The 19,959-nt window shown below is 71.5% G+C and carries 18 protein-coding genes; 11 read left to right on the top strand and 7 right to left on the bottom strand.

The window, feature by feature from the left end; genetic code table 11:
* Nucleotides 1-22: 22 nt before the first annotated feature.
* Nucleotides 23-1,594 (bottom strand): hypothetical protein, encoded by a 1,572-nt coding sequence (locus tag QSK32_RS26940; RefSeq protein WP_045745711.1) that lies wholly within the window; start codon nucleotides 1,592-1,594, stop codon nucleotides 23-25.
* A 300-nt stretch (nucleotides 1,595-1,894) separates the two neighbouring features.
* Between QSK32_RS26940 and QSK32_RS26935 the strand changes: the two genes are divergently transcribed.
* On the top strand, nucleotides 1,895-2,746 hold the full coding sequence (locus QSK32_RS26935) for a CPBP family intramembrane glutamic endopeptidase (RefSeq protein WP_052720953.1): 852 nt from the start codon (nucleotides 1,895-1,897) through the stop codon (nucleotides 2,744-2,746).
* 68 nt (nucleotides 2,747-2,814) lie between these two features.
* Complete coding sequence (locus QSK32_RS26930) at nucleotides 2,815-3,006, top strand: hypothetical protein (protein WP_045745712.1); 192 nt, start codon at nucleotides 2,815-2,817, stop codon at nucleotides 3,004-3,006.
* A 13-nt stretch (nucleotides 3,007-3,019) separates the two neighbouring features.
* Here QSK32_RS26930 and QSK32_RS26925 read toward each other — a convergent pair whose 3' ends face one another.
* Entirely contained in the window at nucleotides 3,020-3,328 is a 309-nt protein-coding gene (locus QSK32_RS26925; RefSeq protein WP_045745713.1) for a MerR family transcriptional regulator, read from the bottom strand.
* A 623-nt stretch (nucleotides 3,329-3,951) separates the two neighbouring features.
* Here QSK32_RS26925 and QSK32_RS26920 point away from each other — a divergent pair.
* The gene (locus tag QSK32_RS26920) at nucleotides 3,952-5,409 is read left to right on the top strand and encodes a cryptochrome/photolyase family protein (RefSeq protein WP_285473500.1); all 1,458 of its coding nucleotides are present in this window, start codon (nucleotides 3,952-3,954) and stop codon (nucleotides 5,407-5,409) included.
* 4 nt (nucleotides 5,410-5,413) lie between these two features.
* Here the strand turns inward: QSK32_RS26920 and QSK32_RS26915 are convergent, their stop codons facing one another.
* Entirely contained in the window at nucleotides 5,414-5,782 is a 369-nt protein-coding gene (locus QSK32_RS26915) for a hypothetical protein (RefSeq protein WP_285473499.1), read from the bottom strand.
* Between the two features lie 173 nt (nucleotides 5,783-5,955).
* Between QSK32_RS26915 and QSK32_RS26910 the strand changes: the two genes are divergently transcribed.
* From QSK32_RS26910 to QSK32_RS26900, 3 genes are read left to right on the top strand one after another with little or no spacing between them, the layout of a single operon-like run.
* Nucleotides 5,956-6,840 carry a CPBP family intramembrane glutamic endopeptidase gene (locus tag QSK32_RS26910; RefSeq protein ID WP_045745716.1) on the top strand — a complete coding sequence of 295 codons (885 nt, stop codon included), beginning with the start codon at nucleotides 5,956-5,958 and terminating at the stop codon, nucleotides 6,838-6,840.
* A complete protein-coding gene (locus tag QSK32_RS26905; RefSeq protein ID WP_285473498.1) occupies nucleotides 6,840-8,390 on the top strand; it encodes a sensor histidine kinase in 1,551 nt (516 codons plus the stop codon). Before QSK32_RS26910 ends, QSK32_RS26905 begins: the two co-directional genes overlap by 1 nt.
* An 11-nt stretch (nucleotides 8,391-8,401) precedes the next feature.
* Nucleotides 8,402-9,061 (top strand): response regulator transcription factor, encoded by a 660-nt coding sequence (locus QSK32_RS26900; protein ID WP_285473497.1) that lies wholly within the window; start codon nucleotides 8,402-8,404, stop codon nucleotides 9,059-9,061.
* Nucleotides 9,062-9,204: 143 nt separating this feature from the next.
* On the opposite strand, the gene QSK32_RS26895 is transcribed toward QSK32_RS26900, so the two are convergent.
* Both QSK32_RS26895 and QSK32_RS26890 read right to left on the bottom strand, forming a co-directional pair.
* A complete protein-coding gene (locus tag QSK32_RS26895; protein ID WP_353050990.1) occupies nucleotides 9,205-11,646 on the bottom strand; it encodes an FtsX-like permease family protein in 2,442 nt (813 codons plus the stop codon).
* Nucleotides 11,643-12,386 (bottom strand): ABC transporter ATP-binding protein, encoded by a 744-nt coding sequence (locus QSK32_RS26890; RefSeq protein ID WP_285473495.1) that lies wholly within the window; start codon nucleotides 12,384-12,386, stop codon nucleotides 11,643-11,645. The genes QSK32_RS26895 and QSK32_RS26890 overlap by 4 nt, the downstream gene beginning before the upstream one ends.
* Nucleotides 12,387-12,526: 140 nt before the next feature.
* On the opposite strand from QSK32_RS26890, the gene QSK32_RS26885 reads away from it, so the two are divergent.
* Both QSK32_RS26885 and QSK32_RS26880 read left to right on the top strand, forming a co-directional pair.
* Entirely contained in the window at nucleotides 12,527-13,633 is a 1,107-nt protein-coding gene (locus tag QSK32_RS26885) for a sensor histidine kinase (protein ID WP_285473494.1), read from the top strand.
* On the top strand, nucleotides 13,630-14,274 hold the full coding sequence (locus QSK32_RS26880) for a response regulator (RefSeq protein ID WP_045745721.1): 645 nt from the start codon (nucleotides 13,630-13,632) through the stop codon (nucleotides 14,272-14,274). Before QSK32_RS26885 ends, QSK32_RS26880 begins: the two co-directional genes overlap by 4 nt.
* A gap of 142 nt (nucleotides 14,275-14,416) precedes the next feature.
* On the opposite strand, the gene QSK32_RS26875 is transcribed toward QSK32_RS26880, so the two are convergent.
* Nucleotides 14,417-14,650, bottom strand: coding sequence for a hypothetical protein (locus tag QSK32_RS26875; RefSeq protein WP_157411333.1), 234 nt, complete (start codon nucleotides 14,648-14,650; stop codon nucleotides 14,417-14,419).
* Nucleotides 14,651-15,112: 462 nt separating this feature from the next.
* Here QSK32_RS26875 and QSK32_RS26870 point away from each other — a divergent pair, with 462 nt between their 5' ends.
* A complete protein-coding gene (locus QSK32_RS26870; protein WP_083449398.1) occupies nucleotides 15,113-16,762 on the top strand; it encodes a Na+/H+ antiporter in 1,650 nt (549 codons plus the stop codon).
* A 10-nt stretch (nucleotides 16,763-16,772) separates the two neighbouring features.
* Here QSK32_RS26870 and QSK32_RS26865 read toward each other — a convergent pair whose 3' ends face one another.
* Entirely contained in the window at nucleotides 16,773-17,435 is a 663-nt protein-coding gene (locus tag QSK32_RS26865; protein WP_052720955.1) for a DivIVA domain-containing protein, read from the bottom strand.
* 183 nt (nucleotides 17,436-17,618) lie between these two features.
* On the opposite strand from QSK32_RS26865, the gene QSK32_RS26860 reads away from it, so the two are divergent.
* Nucleotides 17,619-19,538, top strand: coding sequence for a SpoIIE family protein phosphatase (locus tag QSK32_RS26860; RefSeq protein ID WP_285473493.1), 1,920 nt, complete (start codon nucleotides 17,619-17,621; stop codon nucleotides 19,536-19,538).
* Nucleotides 19,535-19,867, top strand: a complete 333-nt coding sequence (locus tag QSK32_RS26855; RefSeq protein ID WP_285473492.1) for an STAS domain-containing protein — start codon at nucleotides 19,535-19,537, stop codon at nucleotides 19,865-19,867. The genes QSK32_RS26860 and QSK32_RS26855 overlap by 4 nt, the downstream gene beginning before the upstream one ends.
* Nucleotides 19,868-19,959 lie beyond the last annotated feature (92 nt).

Raw genomic sequence — 19,959 nt, 5'->3', positions numbered from 1 at the left:
CCAGCGGACCGGGTCACTTCATTCAACCGACGGCGTACGCCCGAACGACGGTCGCCTCGGTGTAGCCACCACCGGAATAGGTGGCCCGGGTCCGCAGGGACACCCCACCGGACGCGGGGTTCCTCACCAGCACGGTCCACGTCCCGCCGACCTTCTTGACGGTCGTCGCCCGCCAGGTCTTGCCGTTGTCGGTGGACACCTTCGCGGTGACCTTGGTGACCTTCGGGTTCGCGCCCTTCTTGGTGTCGCCGAACCGCAGGAGCCGGTTGAGCTTCACCGCCACCTCGGTGGTGCTGCCCGCCTTGGCCTGGTTGTTCAGGTTCAGCCCGATGGGGACGATCTGCACCGCGTAGACCGGGGCCAGCACCGAGCTCTTCGGCTTGGCCTTGAAACGGTAGGTGACGGCGGTCTTCGGCGACAGCAGGGCGCCCGGGAGGCGGACCTCCGGGTAGTAACGGCTCGCGTCGACGGAGAGGGTGTACCAGCCGGCTTTCTTGACCGTGTAGCCCAGGTACACCGCCTCGTTGGTCCAGCCCTTGTCCTTGGCCGTCTTGACCGTCTTGCCGCCGAAGACCAGTTTCGCCGTCGCCTTCTCGCCGACGGCGTACGCGTAGCCGCCGGTGGCGAAGGCCGGGTCCTCGAACATCTCGCCGATCGGGTAGTTGATCCGGCCACTGATCACATGCGGCAGGGTCGAGCCCGGTCCCCAACCCGCGCCGTAGAACCGCAGGCCGTAGATCTTGCCGCCACTGACCGTCCGGTTCGCGGACTCGGCGGCCACAGTCCGGGTGGAGCCGTCCTTCGCGGCGGCCGAGGAATCCGACTCGATGGTCCACTTGCCGGCGGTCAGCCGCAGCTTCGTCCGGACCGGCTGGTCGGTGCTGCCGAGACCGGCGTGCAGGCCCTGCCCGCACCCGCTGCCGCCCGGCCGGGCGGAGAGCTGGTGGTAGGAACCGCCGTCCGGTCCGCGGCGGGTGTCCACGGTGACCGCGGCGAGGCTGGACACGGCGTACGTCCTGCTCGGCTTGCTCGGCACGCCGACGGTCTGGTGCAGCACCGCGTAGTTCTCGCTCATCGTCGAGCCGTCGTCCCAGTGGCCGAGCGCCGCGTAGCCGTACTTCGTGGACGTGGTCGGGACGACGTAGACCGCGTCGTTGTCGAACGTGCTGGTCTCTACCGAGTAGCCGCCGTTGGCGCTCCTCGTGCAGATCCGCACCTCGGTCTGCGCGTAGAGACCCTTCGGCGCCGGGTTGATCGCCAGCGAGACCTTCTTGCCCTTACGGGCGTCGATGGTCAGCTTGCTCTTGCCGGACACCTTCACCGTCTTGCCGGCGAGGGTGGTGGTGCGCCCGGTGCGAATCGACGTGATCACGGTGTACGTGCCCTTGGGCAGCTTCTTGGCCTTGCCGCCCTTCAGCGTGTAGCTGGAGTTGGTGGCGAGGTTGACCGCGGTGGCGGTGACGCCGGCCTTGACGCCGTTGCGGTTCAGAGCGGTGAGAGTGAGGGTGTTGCCGGCCGCCTCGGCCGGTGTGCCCATGCCGAGCAGGAGGGCCGGGACCATGACGGCTCCGGCCAGATTACGCAGAGAGAACATCCACCGATCCCCGTGAGTGGAATGTGGCCGCCGACCGCTTCAGGAAGCGTCGAGACGGTATCGTCCTGCCATCCTCGCATATCTATCCCCCGCTCGGCACCACCCAGGTGGTATCGGGACCATCGGCACTCGCCGCCGGACGACACCGCGGTCCGGGCGACGTACGCCGAACCGAAAGGCCCCGGCCCCATCCCCCGCGCGGGGGATCCGAAAGTGCTTCCCGCACGGGGATGGGGTGGGCCCTCCCGATCCATAAAGTCGTGTTCATCAGAACGAACGGCGACTGAAAAGGACCGGGAAATGAACGCGATCGTCACGGCACTGAACCCGCAAACGCTCCGGCGATTCCGTTTCCCGATTCTTCTCGTCGCGATGGTCGCGGTGCTGTCGGCGACCCGGGGGATCAACGTCCTCGCCGAGGTCCACCCGATCGCGGCGCTGGTCGCCGGATTGGCCACCAGTGCCGCCGCGATCGCCGGCTACACCTGGCTGGCCCGCCGGGTGGAGGGCCGCGAGGACGTCGCCGAATTCGACCGGAAAGCAATGTGGTCCGGCCTTCGCAGGGGCACGCTGATCGGTTTCCTCTGCTTCACCGCGACCATTCTCATCATCGGGATGTTCGGCGGCTGGGGCCGGATCACCGCGGGCTCGATCGGCGCCTTCCTCACCATCGCCGGCTCGATGACCAGCGTCGCCGTCAACGAGGAGATCCTGTTCCGCGGAGTGATCTACCGGATCCTCGAGGAGCGCACCGGCAGCGTCATCGCGATCGTGACCTCGTCCGTCCTGTTCGGCCTGACACACCTGGTGAACGAGAACTCCACGATCTCCGGCTCCCTCGCGATCGCCCTGGCCGGCGGCACCCTGACCGCGCTGAGCTACGTGCTGACCCGCTCGCTCTGGCTCCCGATCGGCGTGCACTTCGCCTGGAACACCACCGAGCTGGGCATCTTCGGCACCGCCACCTCGGGCACCGAGGGCGTCCCCGGCCTGTTCCACCTGACCATGGACCCGACCGCGTCGACCACCCTGACCGGCGGGACGTTCGGGCCGGAGGCCAGCGTGGTCGCCATGCTGGTCTGCCTGGTCCCGGCGGTGTGGATGTTCCGCAAGGCCCGCCGCGACGGCCTGCTCCGTAAGCGCCCCTTCTGAGTCGCCACCTCTACCGCCACGGGGCGGCTCCCTTCGGGGGGCCGTCCCGTTCCCGTCTCGGGTTGAAGATGCGGGCGTTCGGCGGGCGGGGCAACGACCAGCTGTACGGCGGGAACGGCCACGACCTGATCACCGGCGGGAACGGCGCGGACCGGATCGAGGTGGCGCCGGCGTTCTCGACGGTGGCGCGAACACCGACGTGTGCCAGGGCAGGGTGTCCGACACCCATGATCGCCTGCGAGACCGAACAGGCCTGGTAGACGCCGGACGGATTCAGGAGAGCCGGCGCCGGTGCTTCTCGTTCTCCTCGAGCGCTTCCGCGAGCTGGTCCTCGAGGATGATGATCCGGCAGGCCGCTTCCAGAGCGGTGCCGTCGTCGACCATCTGCCGCGCGCGGGCGGCGAGGCGCAGCTGGTACCGGGAGTAGCGGCGGTGTCCGCCGGCGGAGCGCAGCGGGCTGATCAGTTTCGCCTCGCCGAGCCGGCGCAGGAAATCCGGCGAGGCTCCGATGATCTCCGCGGCGCGGCCCATCGTGTAGGCGGGGTAGTCGTCGTCACCGAACATGTCGTCGGGTGGGGCCATGCACTCCTCTTCTTCCATGACGAGGGCCCCGGCGTCGGAACGCCGGGGCCCAGGGACTAGTGGGTCGAAAACACCATCTGCCGGCTCGTTCGCCGGTTTGTCGTTTCCGCATCCGCCGGTATGTGCGGCTTGGGATGCGAGGATCGCATGAGCGTGACCGAAGACCACCTTTCGTTCGATGGATACTGCGGTGTCCCCCACCCGGATCGATGACACGATCCATTCAGCGGGCGATCCAACGGTGTCTTCCCCTCCCTTTCCTCTGACTTCGTTTCTGAGTCGCTGTCGTGCTGCTCGACGGCGAGGGAACCCCACGCGACTTCATGGCTCCACACGCGTGCGACGAGCTTTTCACTGCCAGGTGAAGCCCTGAACTGACATCAGCCTCACCTGCGGTGCCGAGCGAGCCTCGAAGCGATCCGGGCCCTGCTTGACGCTCGGTCACATCGTCTCGGTCTTTGTTTACCTCCGACTTCGACAACAGGAACGTTACCCGGCTTCGTCGAGAATTTCTACCTCCTCCGTCATAGTTTTTCTCGGTGGCCCGTCGAGGTCATCCGCCCGGGGGCGCACACCGCCGGCTTTCGCGCACCGCCCCGCCCCCGGTCCGGGAGCATGGCGGCATGACACGTCGCTGGCTGTTCGCCGACCAGCTCGGCCCGCACTTCCTCGACGAACCCGGCCAGAAGGTGCTGCTGGTCGAGTCGAAGGCGGTGTTCCGGCGGCGCGCCTTCCACCGGCAGAAGGCCCACCTCGTCCTCTCCGCGCTGCGGCACCTGGCCCGGTCGGACCGGGTCCGCCTGGTCCGGGCCGAGACGTACGCGCAAGCCATCACCGAACCGGTCAGCGTCTGCCACCCCACGTCCCGCGCCGCCCGCGGTCTCGTCCGCCGGCTGCCGGACGTCGAGATGCTGCCGCCCCGCGGTTTCGTCACCTCGCCCGGCGACTTCACGGCCTGGGCGAACGGACGGGACCACCTGCGCCTGGAGGACTTCTACCGGCACGCCCGCCGCCGCCACGACATCCTGATGGACGGTGGCGAGCCGGCCGGCGGCCGCTGGAACCTGGACGCCGACAACCGTGAGCCGCCACCGCGGGGCGCCGCCCGCCTCGGCGTCCCCGCCCCACCGGAGATCGTCGAGGACGAGATCGACGCCGAGGTCCGCGCCGACCTGGACCGCTGGCAGCACGACGAGGGCATCACCTTCGTCGGCTCCGACGGCCCGCGTCTGTTCCCGGCCACCCGGGCCGAGGCCGTGGCCCGGCTGCGCCACTTCGTCGAGCACCGTCTGCCCACCTTCGGCCCGTACGAGGACGCGATGCTCGCCGGTGACCCGCTGATGGCGCACAGCCTGCTCAGCCCGGCGATCAATCTCGGTCTGCTGGACCCGCTCGAAGTGATCGAAGCGGCCGAGTCCGCGTACCGCGCCGGGACGGTGCCGCTGGCCGGCGCCGAGGGTTTCATCCGGCAGATCCTCGGCTGGCGGGACTTCGTCTGGCATCTCTACTGGTATTTCGAGCCGGACTACCGGGCGGCCAACGAGCTGCACGCGCGCCGGGAACTGCCCCGCTGGTTCGCCGACCTGAACGCCGACGCGGTCGAGGCCCGCTGCCTGTCGGACGTGCTGGCCGGGGTCCGCGACCGCGGCTGGGTGCACCACATCCCCCGGCTGATGATCCTGGGCAACTACGCGATGCAGCGCGGCTGGCGTCCCGGGGCGGTGGCCGACTGGTTCCACCGCTGCTTCGTCGACGGTTACGAGTGGGTGATGACCGCCAACGTGATCGGCATGAGCCAGTTCGCCGACGGAGGCCGGATGAGCAGCAAGCCGTACGCCGCCGGCGGCGCGTACGTGCACCGGATGAGCGACTACTGCCGCGGCTGCCGGTACGACCCGAAGGTGCGTACCGGCGACACCGCCTGCCCGTACACCGCCGGTTACTGGAGTTTCCTGGCCCGCCACGAACCGGAGCTGGCGGGCAATCACCGGATGCGCCGGCCGTTGCAGGGGCTGGGCCGGCTCTCCGACCTGGACGCCCTGCTCGAGCAGGAGAGACTCCGCGGTTCGCGAGCACCGTGAGCGGTCACTCCGGGATCGACTGGCCGCTCTTCTCGGCGAGCTTGCCGTCGGCGAAGCAGAAGCGCCACAGGTCGGGACCGGCGTCCTCGAGCGGCGCGAACGTGTAGTAGACGCAGGAGGAACCGGCCGGCGCCCCGTTGCGGCCCTGGTCGTCGCCGTACAGGTCCTTCTCCGCGATGTCACTGAGCGGCTCGGGCAGCGCGTCCCGGACCGTCTTCTCGTCCGCGCCGACCTTCTGGGCGTCGAACTGTTCCTGCGTGACGCCGGCGTCGACCAGTTCCCGGCCCAGGTTGAACCACTGGTATCCGGTCCAGCCGAGTCCGCCGCACAGGACGACGAGCACTGCCGTGACGATGATGGCGACTTTCCGCATGGCGTTCCTCCAGGAATGGTGTTCGCTGTGTCGGAAGTAGCCTCCCGAGAATCGGATCGGGAATCGTCAGTGCTTCGTGGGAACCCGGCGGGCGCGCTGTATGCCGAAAGTCGTACCGGCGGTCATGCGTCCGGCAGACGTCTCCCCGGGTACGAGCCGGAAGGCTTCCTCCCATGACGACGCTTCTCGCGACACCGCCGCAGGCCGTGGCCCCCGCACCGGTGCCCTACCACCTGCTCGCCCGGACCGGCAGCCCCGGCCGGTGGCGGCCGATCGCCGGCACCTTCGTAATCCTTTTCGGACTGCCGCTGATGCTGGCTGGGGGCATGGGCGCGGCGGACGCGATCGTGACGCTGGCCGGCGGGCGGGCCGAGGAGGTGCTGGGCGGCGCCGCCGGGGAACTCCCCCGCACGCTGCTCACGCTCGGCGCACTGATCCCGATGACCCTGCTCGCCGCGTGGTGGGTGCAGCGCCGCCGGCCGGGCACCGTGTCGTCGGTGGCGGGCCGGCTGCGGTGGCGCTGGATGACCACGTGCGCGCTGGTAGCCGTACCCATGATGGCGTTGAATCTCGGGTTTGTGGCTCTTCTCCCCGGTGCCGGGCTGGAGAGCGGTCCGGCGGACGGGTCGCGGATGCTGGTCGGGGCGGTCGTGGTGATGCTGCTGGTGCCGTTGCAGGCGGCCGGTGAGGAGTACTTCTTCCGCGGCTGGCTGCTGCAGGCGTTCGGGTCGTGGATGCGCACGCCGTGGCCGGGTGTGGTGGTGTCGTCGGTGCTGTTCGGCCTGGCACACGGCCTGGGTTCCGGCTGGGGCCTGGCCGCCATGGTCCTCTGCGGGCTGGTGCTGAGCGTGCTGACGATCCGGACCGGTGGGCTGGAGGCCGCGATCGGACTGCACGTGATCAACAATGTGGCGGTGTTCGGACTCCTGATCGTCACCGGCGCCGTGGACGCCGCCGACCGGCCCGTCGCCGCGACCGAGGCCATCGCCGACATGGTGATGATGGCGCTCTACGGCCTGGCGGTCCTGTGGCTGGCCCGCCGCCGGCAGCTCACGTGATGGCCGGGCTGCGAGCCGGGCTGCGAGCCGGAACGGCCCGGTTGCGAGCCGCCGGTGGCTGGCGCCTCGCCTACGAGACCGTCCTGGTCCTGGCCGTCACCGGTCAGTCGCTGATCTCCGTCATCGTCGTCCCGGTCCACGCCCTGGCACCCTGGCTGATCGGCGTCATGACGCCGGCGGCGGTGCTGTCGCGCCGTCGCCTCCCGCTCCCCGCCTACGCCGCAGCCGCCCTGACCGGCCTGGTCACCGGCGGTCAGGGCTGGGTGTCGCTGCTGGTGATGAGCGCGTCGCTGGCCTACCAGGCGGCCCGGTGGTGGCAGGTCGCGGCCGGGCTCGCTCTCGGCGCGGCCTGCTTCGCCGGCGGCTCCTGGTGGTGGGAGGAACGACCGGACCTGCTCAGCCTGATCCTGCTCACCGCGGCGTTCACGCTGGTCGCGGTGATTCCGGCGGGAGTCGCCCGGGTGGTCCGGCGCCGCCGGGTGCTGATGTCCGCGATGCACCGGCGCAACCTGCAACTGCACTCCCAGCAGGGCGAGGTGGCCCGGCAGGCGCGGGCCCGGGAACGCACCCGGATCGCCCGTGACCTGCACGATTCACTGGGCCACAAACTGACCCTGATCTCGCTGTACGCGAGCATGCCCGAGCAGGACCCGGCGATGCTGCGGGAGACGTCGGCGGCCGCGATGACCGAACTGCGGCAGATCCTGGGCCTTCTCGGACAGGACGAACAGGCCACCGCGCCGTCGCTGGACCGCCTCGACGACCTCGCCGACCAGGCCCGCGCCTCCGGCACCCCGGTCGAGATCCTCCGGGAGGGCACGGCCCGGCCGCTGTCCCCGCTGATCGAGCACGCCGCCTACCGGGTGATCCAGGAAGGACTCACCAACGCCCTGCGGCACGCGCACGGCAGCCGGGTGGTGCTTTCGCTGCGGTACGAGCCGGACGCCGTGATCGCCGGTGTCACCAACACCGCAGGCCGGCCGGTCGTGCGGCACACCTCCGGTCAGGGGCTGCTCGGGCTGACCGAACGGATCCGGGTCGCCCACGGCGTGCTCTACCACGGGCCCACCCCCGACGGCGGTTTCCGGCTGGCCGCGACCCTGCCGTACGCCAACGGCGGCACCGGCCCGGCCGCCGTTCCGCCGCCGGTCCCGGACGGCCCGGACTTCGCCGACCTGGTGGCCCGCGACCGCCGGCGTTCCCGGTTCGTCCTGATCACGGCCACCGTCGGCGCCGCCGGGGTGCTGACGGTCTGCTGCGCCGGCCTGTGGGCGTCCACCCGGTTCGCCTCGGTCGACCGGGAACTCTACGACACAATCGGGGTCGGCCGGCCCGAACCGGAGGTCCGCGACCTGCTGCCCGACCCGGACACCGCGATCATCGGCGCCACCGGCGGCCGGGAGGTGCCGGGGGCCACCTGCGTCGACTACGAGGGTTCGATCCTGGAACAGCTCGAGGAGGAGACCGAGACCGGGACGACACGCGTCTACCGGTTCTGCTTCCGCAACGGCGCCCTGGTAGACAAGCAGGAATTCCTGGACCGCCGGTGAGGGGAGCCGCGATGACCGCGCCCATCCGTGTGCTGCTCGCCGACGACGACCGGCTCGTCCGCGCCGCCCTCGAGACGATCCTGCGGCCGTTCGACGACATCACCCTGGTCGCGCAGGCCGGCGACGGCCGCCAGGCCATCGACCTGACCCTGCTGCACCGGCCCGACGTGGTGCTGCTGGACATCCGGATGCCGATGATGGACGGTCTCGCCGCGCTGCGCGAGATCCGGCGCGGCAGCCCGTCCGTGCAGGTGGTCATGCTGACCACGTTCGGCGAGGACGACTACGTCGGCCAGGCCCTGACCGGCGGCGCGGCGGGCTTCCTGCTCAAGGACTCGGCCGCCGACGAACTCCCGCACGCGATCCGCGCGGCCGCGGCCGGCAACGCCTACCTGTCGCCGAAGGTCACCCGCCAGGTCCTCAACCGCCTGCCCGCCCCGGCGCCGGCCGCACCCAGCGAGGACCTGGCCAGGGTGCGGGCCCTGAGCGACCGCGAGCGCGAGGTGCTGGTGCTACTCGCCCAGGGCCTGTCGAACGCCGAGATCAGCACACGGCTGTTCGTCACCGAGGGCACAGTGAAGACCCACCTCTACCGCGTCTTCACCAAGATCGGCTGCGACAACCGGGTGCAGGCCGCGATGCTGGCACAGCGGGCCGGCCTCCTCGGCTGAGACCTGTTCGTTCCGGATCCCGATCAGCGACGTCAACCGCTGACCGGATGTGAATCACCGCGATCGGCGGGTCCCGGGGATGCCGGGCCGCGCCGCAGCGACCCCCGGCACGCGGGTGGCCGGGCACCGGTCGGCGTCACTTCTTACCGGGTCAGGCCCTCCGCCGGCGCCACCCGCGCCGCCCGGCGAGCCGGGAGCAGACTCGCCAGCACCCCGGTCACGACCGCCGCCACCACCAGCACCGCCAGCTGTCCCCACGGTAGGCGGATCACCGGGTCGGCGGTGGCGCCCACCGCCGCCGCCACCCCGGCCAGCCCCACCGGCACGCCGACCACGACACCCGCCACCGTCCCCAGCACCGTGATGGTGACCGCCTCGACCGCGAGCATGGCCCGCAACCGGCCCCGGCGGGTGCCCAGCGCCCGCAGCAGGGCCAGCTCCCGGGCCCGTTCGACCACCGAGAGCCCGAGCAGGTTGGCGATCCCGAGCAGCGCGATGACCACGGTCACCGCCAGCATCCCGACCGAGAGTCCGAGGAGGATGGCGAGCACGTTCGCGATGTCGCCGCCCTCGGTGATCCCCCCGCCGACCTGCACCTGCACGTCACGGGCGGCCACCGCGTTCACGTCGGCGGCCAGCCGGTCCCGGTCGAACCCGGCGGCCGCGACACCCCACACCGCCGTCGGGGTGGTCACGATGCCGTCGCCGAGCGCCCGTTGCCCGACGACACCGAGCAACTGCCCGGTGGTGTCGGCCAGCCGTGACGCCCGGACGGTCAGAGCGAGACTGCGTTTCCCGACCGTGACGGTGATCGGTGCGCCGTCGGCGAGGCCGAGCTCCGCCAGGTAGGCGGCCGGCAGCAGGACGACCGGCTGGTCCACCACCTGCGGGGCCACCCGCTCGGCCAGCTCGGCGCTCGGCACGGCCAGCAGCTTCGGCGTGGCCTGGCCGCCGTCGGGGAACCGCGCGGCGACCGTGCCGACCGTGCCGGAGGCCACCAGCCCGTCGACCTCGGCCAGTGCCGCCACCGTCGCCCCGCTGATCGCGGTGCCGTCGGTACGCAGTCCGGCCGCCACCGGGTACCGCGCCTCCAGATCGGTGTACACCGTCGCCCGCCCGCTCGTGGCCGCCACCGCCAGGGCGGTGATCAGCGCGGCGCCGACGACGACCGCCATCGCCGCCGAAGCGGTCCGGCGCGCGTTCTGGCTCAGGCTCGTGCCGGCCAGGCCGGCGGCCACCCCGAACCGTTCCAGCAACCGGGCCACCGGCGACAGCAGCAGGCCGATCAGGCGGGGCAGCGCCGCCAGCAACCCGGCCGACAGCAGCACCCCGCCGGCCATCGCCAGCGGCAGGGAGGCACCGGCCGCCGCCACCGCGAGCAGCGCGCCGCCCACGGCCGTGACCACGACACCCACCACCAGGCGGGGTCCGCCCCGGACCGCACCGGCCGGAGGCTCGGCGGCGTCCTGCAACGCCCGCACCGGGGGGATCCGGGTCGCCCGCCGGGCGGGCAGCCAGGCGGCGAGCACCGTGGCCAGCACGCCCACCAGCGCGCAGAGGAACAGCATCGGCAGGCTCACCCGCAGGCCGCCCCCGTTGATCTCCAGCAGGTCCGCGCCGAGATAACCGGCGCCCACCCCCGCCGGCACGCCCGTCACCGCACCGGCCACGCCGGCGATCGCGGCCTCCACCAGGACGACCCGGTTCACCTGCTTCCGGCGTCCACCGACCAGGCGCAGCAGCGCGATCTGCCGGACCCGCTGCACGACGATCACGTGGAAGGTGTTCGCGATGACCAGCACCGCCGCCAGCAGCGCCACCGTCGCGAACGCCAGCATGAGCACGACCAGCTGCCCGTTTCCACCGGCGAACCGGGCGGCGGCCTGGTCCGCGGCGGAGGCGGCGCTGCCCGCCGTGATCCCGGGCCCCAGCACCGGCCGCAACCCGCTCAGCACTTCGTCGAGCCGGCTCGGGTCGTCGACCAGCGACAACGCCGCCGCCGGCACGTCACCGGCGAAGAACGCCGGATCCGCGTAGAACCGGAAGTCCGACCCGGTCAGCGGCCGGAACCCCAGATCGGCCGCCCCGGTGACCGTCACCGGGACGGGGGCCTGCGCCCCCTGCCGGAACGTCAACTCGACGCCGATGTCCACCCCGAGATCGTCGAGCGTGCGCTGGTCGGCCACCACCTCCCCCGGGCCCGCGGGCCAGGCGCCGCGATCGAGGGCGAACCAGCGGACCTCCGGGGTGGCGGCGACACTCTGCACGTTCGCGGCGCCCCGCCGGGAGCCACCGAAGACGGTCACCGTGCGGGCGTACTGCGGGTCCACCGACCGGATTCCCGGGACGGCGGCTGCGGCCTCGTACCATCGCGGGTCGGTGATCGTCTCATCCGCGTCCAGGACGATGTCGGACGTGGTCAGCGGGGCCGCGGCGGTCCGGCGCAACCCCTCGCTGGAGGTGGCCGCGAACGTCGCGGTCGCGGCCAGGAAACCGGTGGCCAGTGTCACCGCGGCGACGATCGCGATCAGCCGGGCGGGATAGGTGCGCAGCTGCGACCAGGCGAGTGCGAGAACCATCGTCACACCGCCACCGAGGCCATCGCGGCCAGGATCTGCTCCCGGCCCGGATGGCGCAGTTCCGCGCGGATCCGGCCGTCCGCCATCACCAGGACACGGTCGGCGTACGTCGCGGCGCCCGGATCGTGGGTGACCATGATGATCGTCTGGCTGCCGTGCCGGGCCGCGTCTCGCAGGCCGCTGAGCAGGGCGCGTCCGGTGGCGATGTCCAGCGCGCCGGTCGGCTCGTCGGCGAAGACCACCGAGGGCTTCGCCAGCAGCGCCCGGGCCACCGCGACCCGCTGCTGCTGGCCGCCGGAGAGTTCGGCCGGGCGATGCGACAACCGGTCGCTGATCTGCAGTTCCTCGGCGATGCGGCGCACCTCGGCCGGGTCGGGCCGGTGTCCGGCGAGCCGCGACGGCAGCACGATGTTCTGCTCGGCGGTCAGCGTCGGCAGCAGGTTGAACGCCTGGAAGACGAAACCGACCCGGTCGCGGCGCAGGTCGGTCAGCGCGTCGTCGTCCAGCCCGGCCAGCGAGGTGCCGGCCAGGCTCACCGTGCCCTCGGTGGGCGTGTCCAGACCGGCCAGCAGGTGCATCAGCGTCGTCTTGCCGGAACCGGACGGGCCCATGATCGCGGTGAACTCACCCGCGAGGAAGCCCGCGGAGACCCCGTCCACCGCCGCCACCGTGGCCGGGCCGGTGCCGTACGTCTTACGGACGTCCTGGCAGCTCACCATCTCGGCACGTGTCGTCTGCATCGTCACCGCACCCACGCTAGGAAACGGGACGGCGCGGCACATCCGACCACGGGATACGTGTTCGGCGCCGGAACCCATACCTGGGTATCGGGTCCGGTGCCGGGCCGCGGCCTAGGGTTGGTGGCGTGGTGGGACGAAGTGGACGGATGATCACCGGCGATGCCCTCGTCGCCGCCGCGGTGATCGGATGCTGCCTGCTCCTCGGGCTCGCCGGGCAGGACGAGTGGTACTGGTCGGCGGCGGTGAGCGTACCCATGCTGCTCCGCCGCACCGCGCCGCGCGCCTTCCTCGCCCTGGTCGCGATGATCTCCGGCGCGCACCTGCTGGTCTCGCACAGCTTCATGTTCCCCGGCGACCTGGTCGCGCTGGTCGCGGTGCACGCGACCGCGGCGTATGCGCCCGGCCGCTCCCGCCACGCCGGTCTGCTGATCGGCGCCGCGGGGGCCGCCGTCGTCGCCGCCCAGGCCCTGCACGACCGGCAGCTCGGGGCGGGCCTGCCCGCCATCCTGATCCTCGCCACCACCCTGGCCGCCTGGTCGACCGGCATCATGCAGCGCCAGCAGCGGGCCGCCGTCCGCGACGCCGACCACCGGCGTGCCCTCGCCGAGCAGGACAGCGCCACCCGCGCCCAGCTCGCCGTCCACGAGGAACGCACCCGCATCAGCCAGGAGATGCACGACATCATCGCCCACTCCCTGGCCTCGATCATCGCCCAGGCCGAGGGCGGCAGGGTCGCCGCGCGTGCCGACGCCACCATCGCCGGCCCGGTCTTCGACCGGATCGCCGGCCTCGGCCGGGAGGCCCTCACCGACGTGAAACGGTTGCTCGCCGTCGTCGATCAGGACGATCTCCACCGGTACGCGAAAGGCCTGTCCGAGCTGCCCGGCCTGCTGTCCGGGGTGACCGCCGCCGGCCTGAAGGTGACCGTCGTGACCGGCGGCCCGGAGCAGGCGCTCGCCCCCGGCATGGACCTGGCGGTCTACCGGATCGTCCAGGAGTCCCTGACCAACGTGCTGAAACACGCGCCCGAGCACCGGGCCGAGCTCCGTCTGGAGTGGACGCCGTCGCTGTTGACGGTCACGGTGACCAGCCCGCTGCCACCCGGCGGCGGGCACGAACCGGTCGACGGCCGCGGCCTGTCCGGCATCCGCCAGCGCTGCTCGATGTTCAACGGCGACTGCACGATCACCGCGGACCGGGACCTCACCGTGACGACCACCTGGCCGCTGGCCGCCGAAGGAGCACCGGCATGATCGACGTCCTCATCGCCGACGACCAGGACCTGGTCCGCGCCGGATTCGCCATGGTCGTGGACGCCGCACCGGACATGCGCGTGGTCGCCACCGCCGCGACCGGCGCCGAGGCGATCGACCTGGCCGCCCGGCACCACCCGGACGTGATCCTGATGGACATCCGGATGCCCGGCACCGACGGCATCACCGCCACCAAGGCGATCCTGGGAGCCGGCGGCCGGCCGCCGAAGATCCTCGCTCTGACCACCTACGACAGCAACGACTACGCGACCCGCATCCTCGACGCGGGCGCCAGTGGTTACCTGCTCAAGGACACCACGGCCGAGGGGCTCACGGCGGCCGTCCGCAGCGCGTACCACGGCGGTTCGGTGATCGCCCCGACCACGACACGCAACCTCGTCGCGGCCAGGGCCGACCCACCGGTGCCGCGGGACCCGGCGCCGCTGGACACCTTCACCACGCGGGAACGTGATGTGTTCGACCTGATCGTCGCGGGGGCGAACAACGCGGAGATCGCCCAGAGGTTGCATCTGGCGGAGGTGACGGTGAAGACCCACGTGGGCCGGGTTCTGGCCAAACTGGGTGTCCGGGACCGCCTCAACGTGGTCGTCTGGGCGTATCGCAACGGCGCCGCCCGCTGACCATGGGAGCCCTGATGTCCGCAGCGGATCGGTGCGCTCGACATCATGCTGTGGCCCGCTTCGGATCACCGGCGGGCGACGGTTGCGCACCCCGTCCGGCGGACGTGGTCGCCACCGCCGGTGGCGCACCGGGTGACGGGTGCTACCTCCGCCGGTCGGTGCCGGTTTCGGCGGTCACGGCGAACGGGTTGCGCAGCCGGTGCATCGCCGTCTCGCCGCAGTCCGAGGCGTGCAGCTCAGGGCTCTGCTCCTTGGTGCCGAGCGGGGCGAGGAACAGCGACGGCCCGCCCTCGACGGGTGCCGGCCCCTGAGAACGGGGGGTGCCGGCGACCGGCTGGGCGCCTGACGCGCCGGGCACGACGGTAATCATGGACATGCACTTCCTTTCCTCGTGCGGCACGCCGGTAAGAGCAGGTGCCGCACGTCACGGACAATCACGAGAACAAATCTGAACGAATGAGGTCGAGGAATACCGAACGGCGGCCCGCTGAACCAGTCGGGCCACCGTTCGGAGATCGCGAATCAGAGCGTGCGAACATTTCCGCCGGCAGGCCCGGCCGACCCTGGGTGATGTCGCTGCTCCGCGAACTCGCAGGCTGCCGCGTTGGACACCGGCGCCGGATCCGGCACGAACGAAAAAGCGCCTGGATGGATCATTAAAGTCCATCAGGCGCTGGAAACGTCTACGGAAATCAAACCTGCAACTCGCCCACCGTAGCACAGTGAACGGGGCCGACCTTCGACAATTCCACCCGGGATTCGGTTCAGCCGTTTTGCGGCCGCCCGCATCCCCGCCCGGATTCGCCGCGCCCGCGGGCCGGTCCGCGAGGATGGGCAGGTGGATGTCGAGTCGGCTCTGGTTTTCGTCCTCGCCGCTGTCGGTGTGGTCGCCGTGGTGCGGTGGGTCGCGGGCCGGACCGGGCTGCCCGCCGCGGCACTGCTGCCCATCATCGGGATCGGTTACGCCCTGCTGCCCGGCCCCAACATCACCCTCGATCCGGAGATCATCCTGACGCTCGTCCTGCCGCCGCTGCTGTACAGCGCCGCGCTGGACTCGTCGATGCTCGCGATCCGCCGCAATCTGCGTACGGTGATCAGTCTGTCGGTCGTTCTGGTTCTGCTGACCACACTGCTGATCGGCCTGGGTTTCGCGTGGTTCGTCCCGGGGGCGACGCTCGCCGCCGGCATCGCGATCGGCGCGGCCGTCGCACCACCGGATCCGGTGGCCGCCCTGGCCGTCGGGCGCCGGGTGGGGCTGCCGCCGCGCATCATCACCCTGATCCAGGGCGAGGGGCTGCTCAACGACGCCACCGCCCTCACCATTCTGAGCGTCGCGGTCGCCGCCGCCTCCGGCGACAGGTTCTCGGCACCGGCGGCGCTCGGCCGGTTCCTGATCGCCGCGGTGGGCGGCGCCGCCGTGGGAGTGCTGGTCGCGTACGCCGTGCGCCTGCTGTCCCGGCCGCTCAGCGGTGATCCGATGCTGGCGAACGCCGTCTCGCTGGCCACGCCGTTCGGTGCTTACCTGCTCGGTGAGCACGTCCACGTCTCCGGCGTGCTGGCGGTGGTCGTCGCCGGGCTGATCGTCGGGCATCACACGCCGCGGTCCGCCTCGAGTGCGGGCCGGCTGCAGACGAGCGCGGTCTGGCGACTCGTCGACTTCATGCTCGAGGGCCTCGTGTTCCTGCTGATCGGTCAGCAGTTGCCGGAGGTCATCCGCGGGCTCACCGGGTACGACACCGGCACCGTCGTCGTCGCCGTGGTGATCACCGTGGGCGTCGTCCTGCTGTTGCGGCCGTTGTGGCTGCTGTCGACCCTGCTGCTGCCCGCCGCGCTGCACGCCCGGTGGAGCAGGGGCGAGCCGGCCGGGGAGGCGCCCGCGCGGTGGACCGGCCGGGAGGTCGTCGTCCTCTCCTGGGCCGGCACCCGGGGCGTGATCAGCCTCGCCGCGATCTTCACGTTGCCGGTGGTCACCGAGGCCGGTGCCCCGTTCCCGGCCCGCGACCTGCTGCTGTTCTGCACCTTCGTCGTCGTCCTCGTCACCCTGGTCGGCCAGGGCCTCACGTTCGCGCCGATCGTCCAGCGGCTCGGCCTGCCCGCGGACGACAACGATCAGGCCCGCCTCCGCAACGAGGCCCGGTCGGCGTCCGTCGAGGCCGCCCTCACCGCCCTCGGTGACCTGGAGAGGCAGGAGCACGACGACATCAGCGCCCCGGTGATCGAGACGATGCGCGAGCAGCTGCGGACCCGGCTGAGCCGGTATCAGGACCGGCTCGTCCTGTTGCGCGAGACGGACGAGGCGGACGGTCCGCCGGTGTCACCGGGGTACGAGGCCGCGCTGCACGTACGACGAGTGGCCCTCGAAGCGCAGCGGGACGAGTTCCTCCGCTGGCGTGATGCCGGCCAGCTGTCCGACGAGGGCCTGCGCGTACTGGAACGTGAATTGGATCTTGAGGAGCGCATGCTGCCCGACCGGCCGCCCCGCCGCTGAGGCCCCCGGTTCAGGAGCCGGCCGTACCCTCGTTGAACCGTCCCCGGCGGAAGATGTCGTGTGTCATGCCGGCGCGGTAGTCGTCGATGAACCGCGACAGCGAGTCGATGTCCCGGGTCATGCTGGCCCGTCCCGCCGCCAGTTCCGCCGCGGCCGTCTCCTGGAGACGCTGGGATTTCCGGCCGATGGCGTCGACGGTGTCCTGCGCCTCGTGCAGGGTGCGGTCGGTCCGCTCGCGGGCCTCGGCGAGCAGCCTGCCGGATTTCTCCTGGGCCTCGTGGAGATAGCCGTCGGCGGTCCGCTGCGCCATCCGCAGCACCGGCTGCACCGACGCGTCGCCACGGGCGGTGTCGGATGTGGCGGCCGAGCGCCGGGCCTCGTCGAGTTGATGCCGTGTGAGCCGGGCGTGCTGCTCGGCGCGTTCACAGGCGCGCCGGGCACGGTCGAGGTCGACGGTCAGCGCGGACAGCTGCGCCGCGGCCGCCCGGTCCTGCCTGTCGGATCCCGCGGCGGCGAGCTGGTTCTGCAGCGCGCTGTTCTCCTCGAGAAGGCGGATCATCTCGCCGGTGACCTCGTCCAGGAGCGTGTCGACATGGTCCTCGTCGTAGCCACGCCGGCCGAAGGTTGCCTTTCCGAACTCCGTGTTGTGAATGTCGGCCGGTGTCAGGGGCATGAAGCTCCTCGGGTGGCATCGAAGTAGCTGGACATCGCAAGGCTACGTCGGTCGCCTCCCCATGACGGCGCCGCACCGGGCCCACCGGCCGATGAGCTACTTGATGATCATCGACGTCATGGTCTGCATACTGACCGTTGCCGGTAGCGGCGGGAGACGAGTCGATCGACCGCGGAATGAGTGATGGTGCAGAAGACTGAGCAGGAGCGGCTGCAGGTCGCGCTCGACGCGGCCGAGATGGGAACCTTCGTGTGGTCGGCACGGGAGGACCGCGGAGAGCCCGACGCTCGCATGCTGGAGTTGTTCGCCCTGCCGTCCGACGGGGTGCTGTCGCTCGCCACAGCGCTGGATTCGATGATCCACCCCGAGGACCGGCAGCGGTACGGAACGGCGGTGGCGGCGGCGTTCGACCCGGGCGGCTCCCGCCTGCTGAGCCAGGAGATCCGTGTCGACCGGGGAGACGGCTCGTACCGGTGGGTCATGGTGACCGCCCGCGCCTACTTCGAGGGTGACCCGCCCCGACCGGACCGGCTGGTGGGGGTCGCCGCCGACATCTCCCGGCGCCGGGAGATCGAGGATGCGCTGCGGGAGAGCGAGGCCCGGTTCCGCCAGGTCGTCGAGGTGACCCCGCAGCTCATCTGGGTCGCCCGGCCCGACGGCGCCGTGGAGATGCTCAACCCGAGCTGGTCCACGTTGATCGGTGGGACGCCGCACACCGCGGACACCGACCGTGCGCTGCTCGGCGGGGCCGTCCATCCCGGTGAGCGCGACGGGTTCCTGGCCGCCTGGGACGGGCACCGGGATCCGCCCGCCGTCTTCGAGTGCGAGGCGCGGCTGCGGCACCGCGACGGCGGTCACCACTGGTATCTGATCCGGGTCGTCCCCTTCCAGGACGACAGCGGTGATCTGGTGCGCTGGTTCGGCGTGGCCACCGACATCGACGCGCAACGCCGGGTCGGCGAGCTCGCCCTGGCGGAGCAGACCAGGGCCCGCGACGAGGAACACCGCATCGCCCTGGAGCTGCAACGGGCGTTGTTGCCGGCCCGCACCGTGGCGCCGCCCGGGGTCTCGATCGCGGCGCGGTACGAAGCCGGCAGCGCCACGCTGGAGGTCGGTGGCGACTGGTACGACACCTTCGAGCTGCGCGGCGGCACTGTCGCACTGACCGTGGGCGACGTCGTCGGGCACGGCCTGGCCGCCGCGACGGCGATGGGGAAGATGCGGGTCGCGATGGGCGCGCTCGCACCGCACGTGCCCGGCCCCGGGACCCTGCTGACCCACCTGGACGGGTTCGTCGCGGTCAACGACGAGATCCCGTTCGCCACGGCCTGCTACGCCGTCTTCGATCCGGCCACCCGTGAACTACGGCACGCGTCGGCCGGGCACCCGCCGATGCTCGTGGTCACGGCCGGCGGCGACGCCCGGTGGCTGGACGACGGCCGGTCCGCCCCGATCACCGGCCGGGACTTCGGATCACGGCCGCAGGCGAGCGACACCCTCGAACCCGGCGCCCTGCTGGTGCTCTTCTCCGACGGCCTGGTCGAGCGGCGCCGCGAACCGATCACCACCGGCCTGGACCGGCTCCGCGACGCCACCGTCGCGCTGCGGCACGCACCGGTCGGCGAGGTGTGCGACGGTCTGCTGACCGCGCTGGGCGTCGCCGAGCACCGCAACGACGACGTCGTCGTGCTCTGCCTGCGGGTGCCACCGGCGCCGTTCCATCAGACGATGGTCGCGGACCGCCACGGCCTGTCCCGGCTCCGCCACGCCTTGAGTGCCTGGCAGCGCACCCTGCCGGGCCTCGACCGCAACGACGACGACCTGCTCATCACCGTGAACGAGGCGTGCGCCAACGCCATCGAACACGCCTACCGCGAGGACCCCACCGGCACCATCGAGATCGACGTCCGGTACGAGCCGGACGGCTCGTACCTGGCGACGGTCCGGGACCACGGCACCTGGCGGACCCCCGGCGAAGCGGGCACCAGCCGCGGACGGGGCCTTCCGATCATCGACACCCTCAGCCACGACTTCGAGCGACACTCCACCGCCGACGGCACCCTCGTCCGGTTCCGCGTGCCTACCCGGGAAGCAAGCCGATGACCGACCCCATCGCGGACGTCACCACCAGCATCCACGAGACCGGCGTGCACGTCCGGGTCACCGGCGAACTCGACATGTCGAACGCCGGCACCGTCGGTGACCGGATCCGGGCCGCCGGAACCAGCACACCGGTCGATCTCGACCTCAGCGACATCGAGTTCCTCGACAGCAGCGCGCTGCACATGCTCCAGCAACTGTCCGCCGCGTTCGACCGGGACGGCGGCCGGCTCACCGTCGCCGTCGCGCCGGGCTGCATCGTCGAACGCCTGCTCACCATCACGCACATGGACGCCTACCTGAACATCCGGGAATCACAACCCGGAACCTGACGGTCGCGGGCGGCCCTTCCCTGCCGGCTACCTCTCCCGGCCCGACGGTCAACGGCCGCGCCGGGCCGGGACTGGACCTACATCTCACCCGT

It is taken from the genome of Actinoplanes sp. NBRC 101535, assembly GCF_030269225.1.
GTDB classification, from domain to species: domain Bacteria; phylum Actinomycetota; class Actinomycetes; order Mycobacteriales; family Micromonosporaceae; genus Actinoplanes; species Actinoplanes rectilineatus.
The sequence above is the reverse complement of the archived record's forward strand: the minus strand, read 5'-3'. Positions and strand labels throughout refer to the sequence as shown.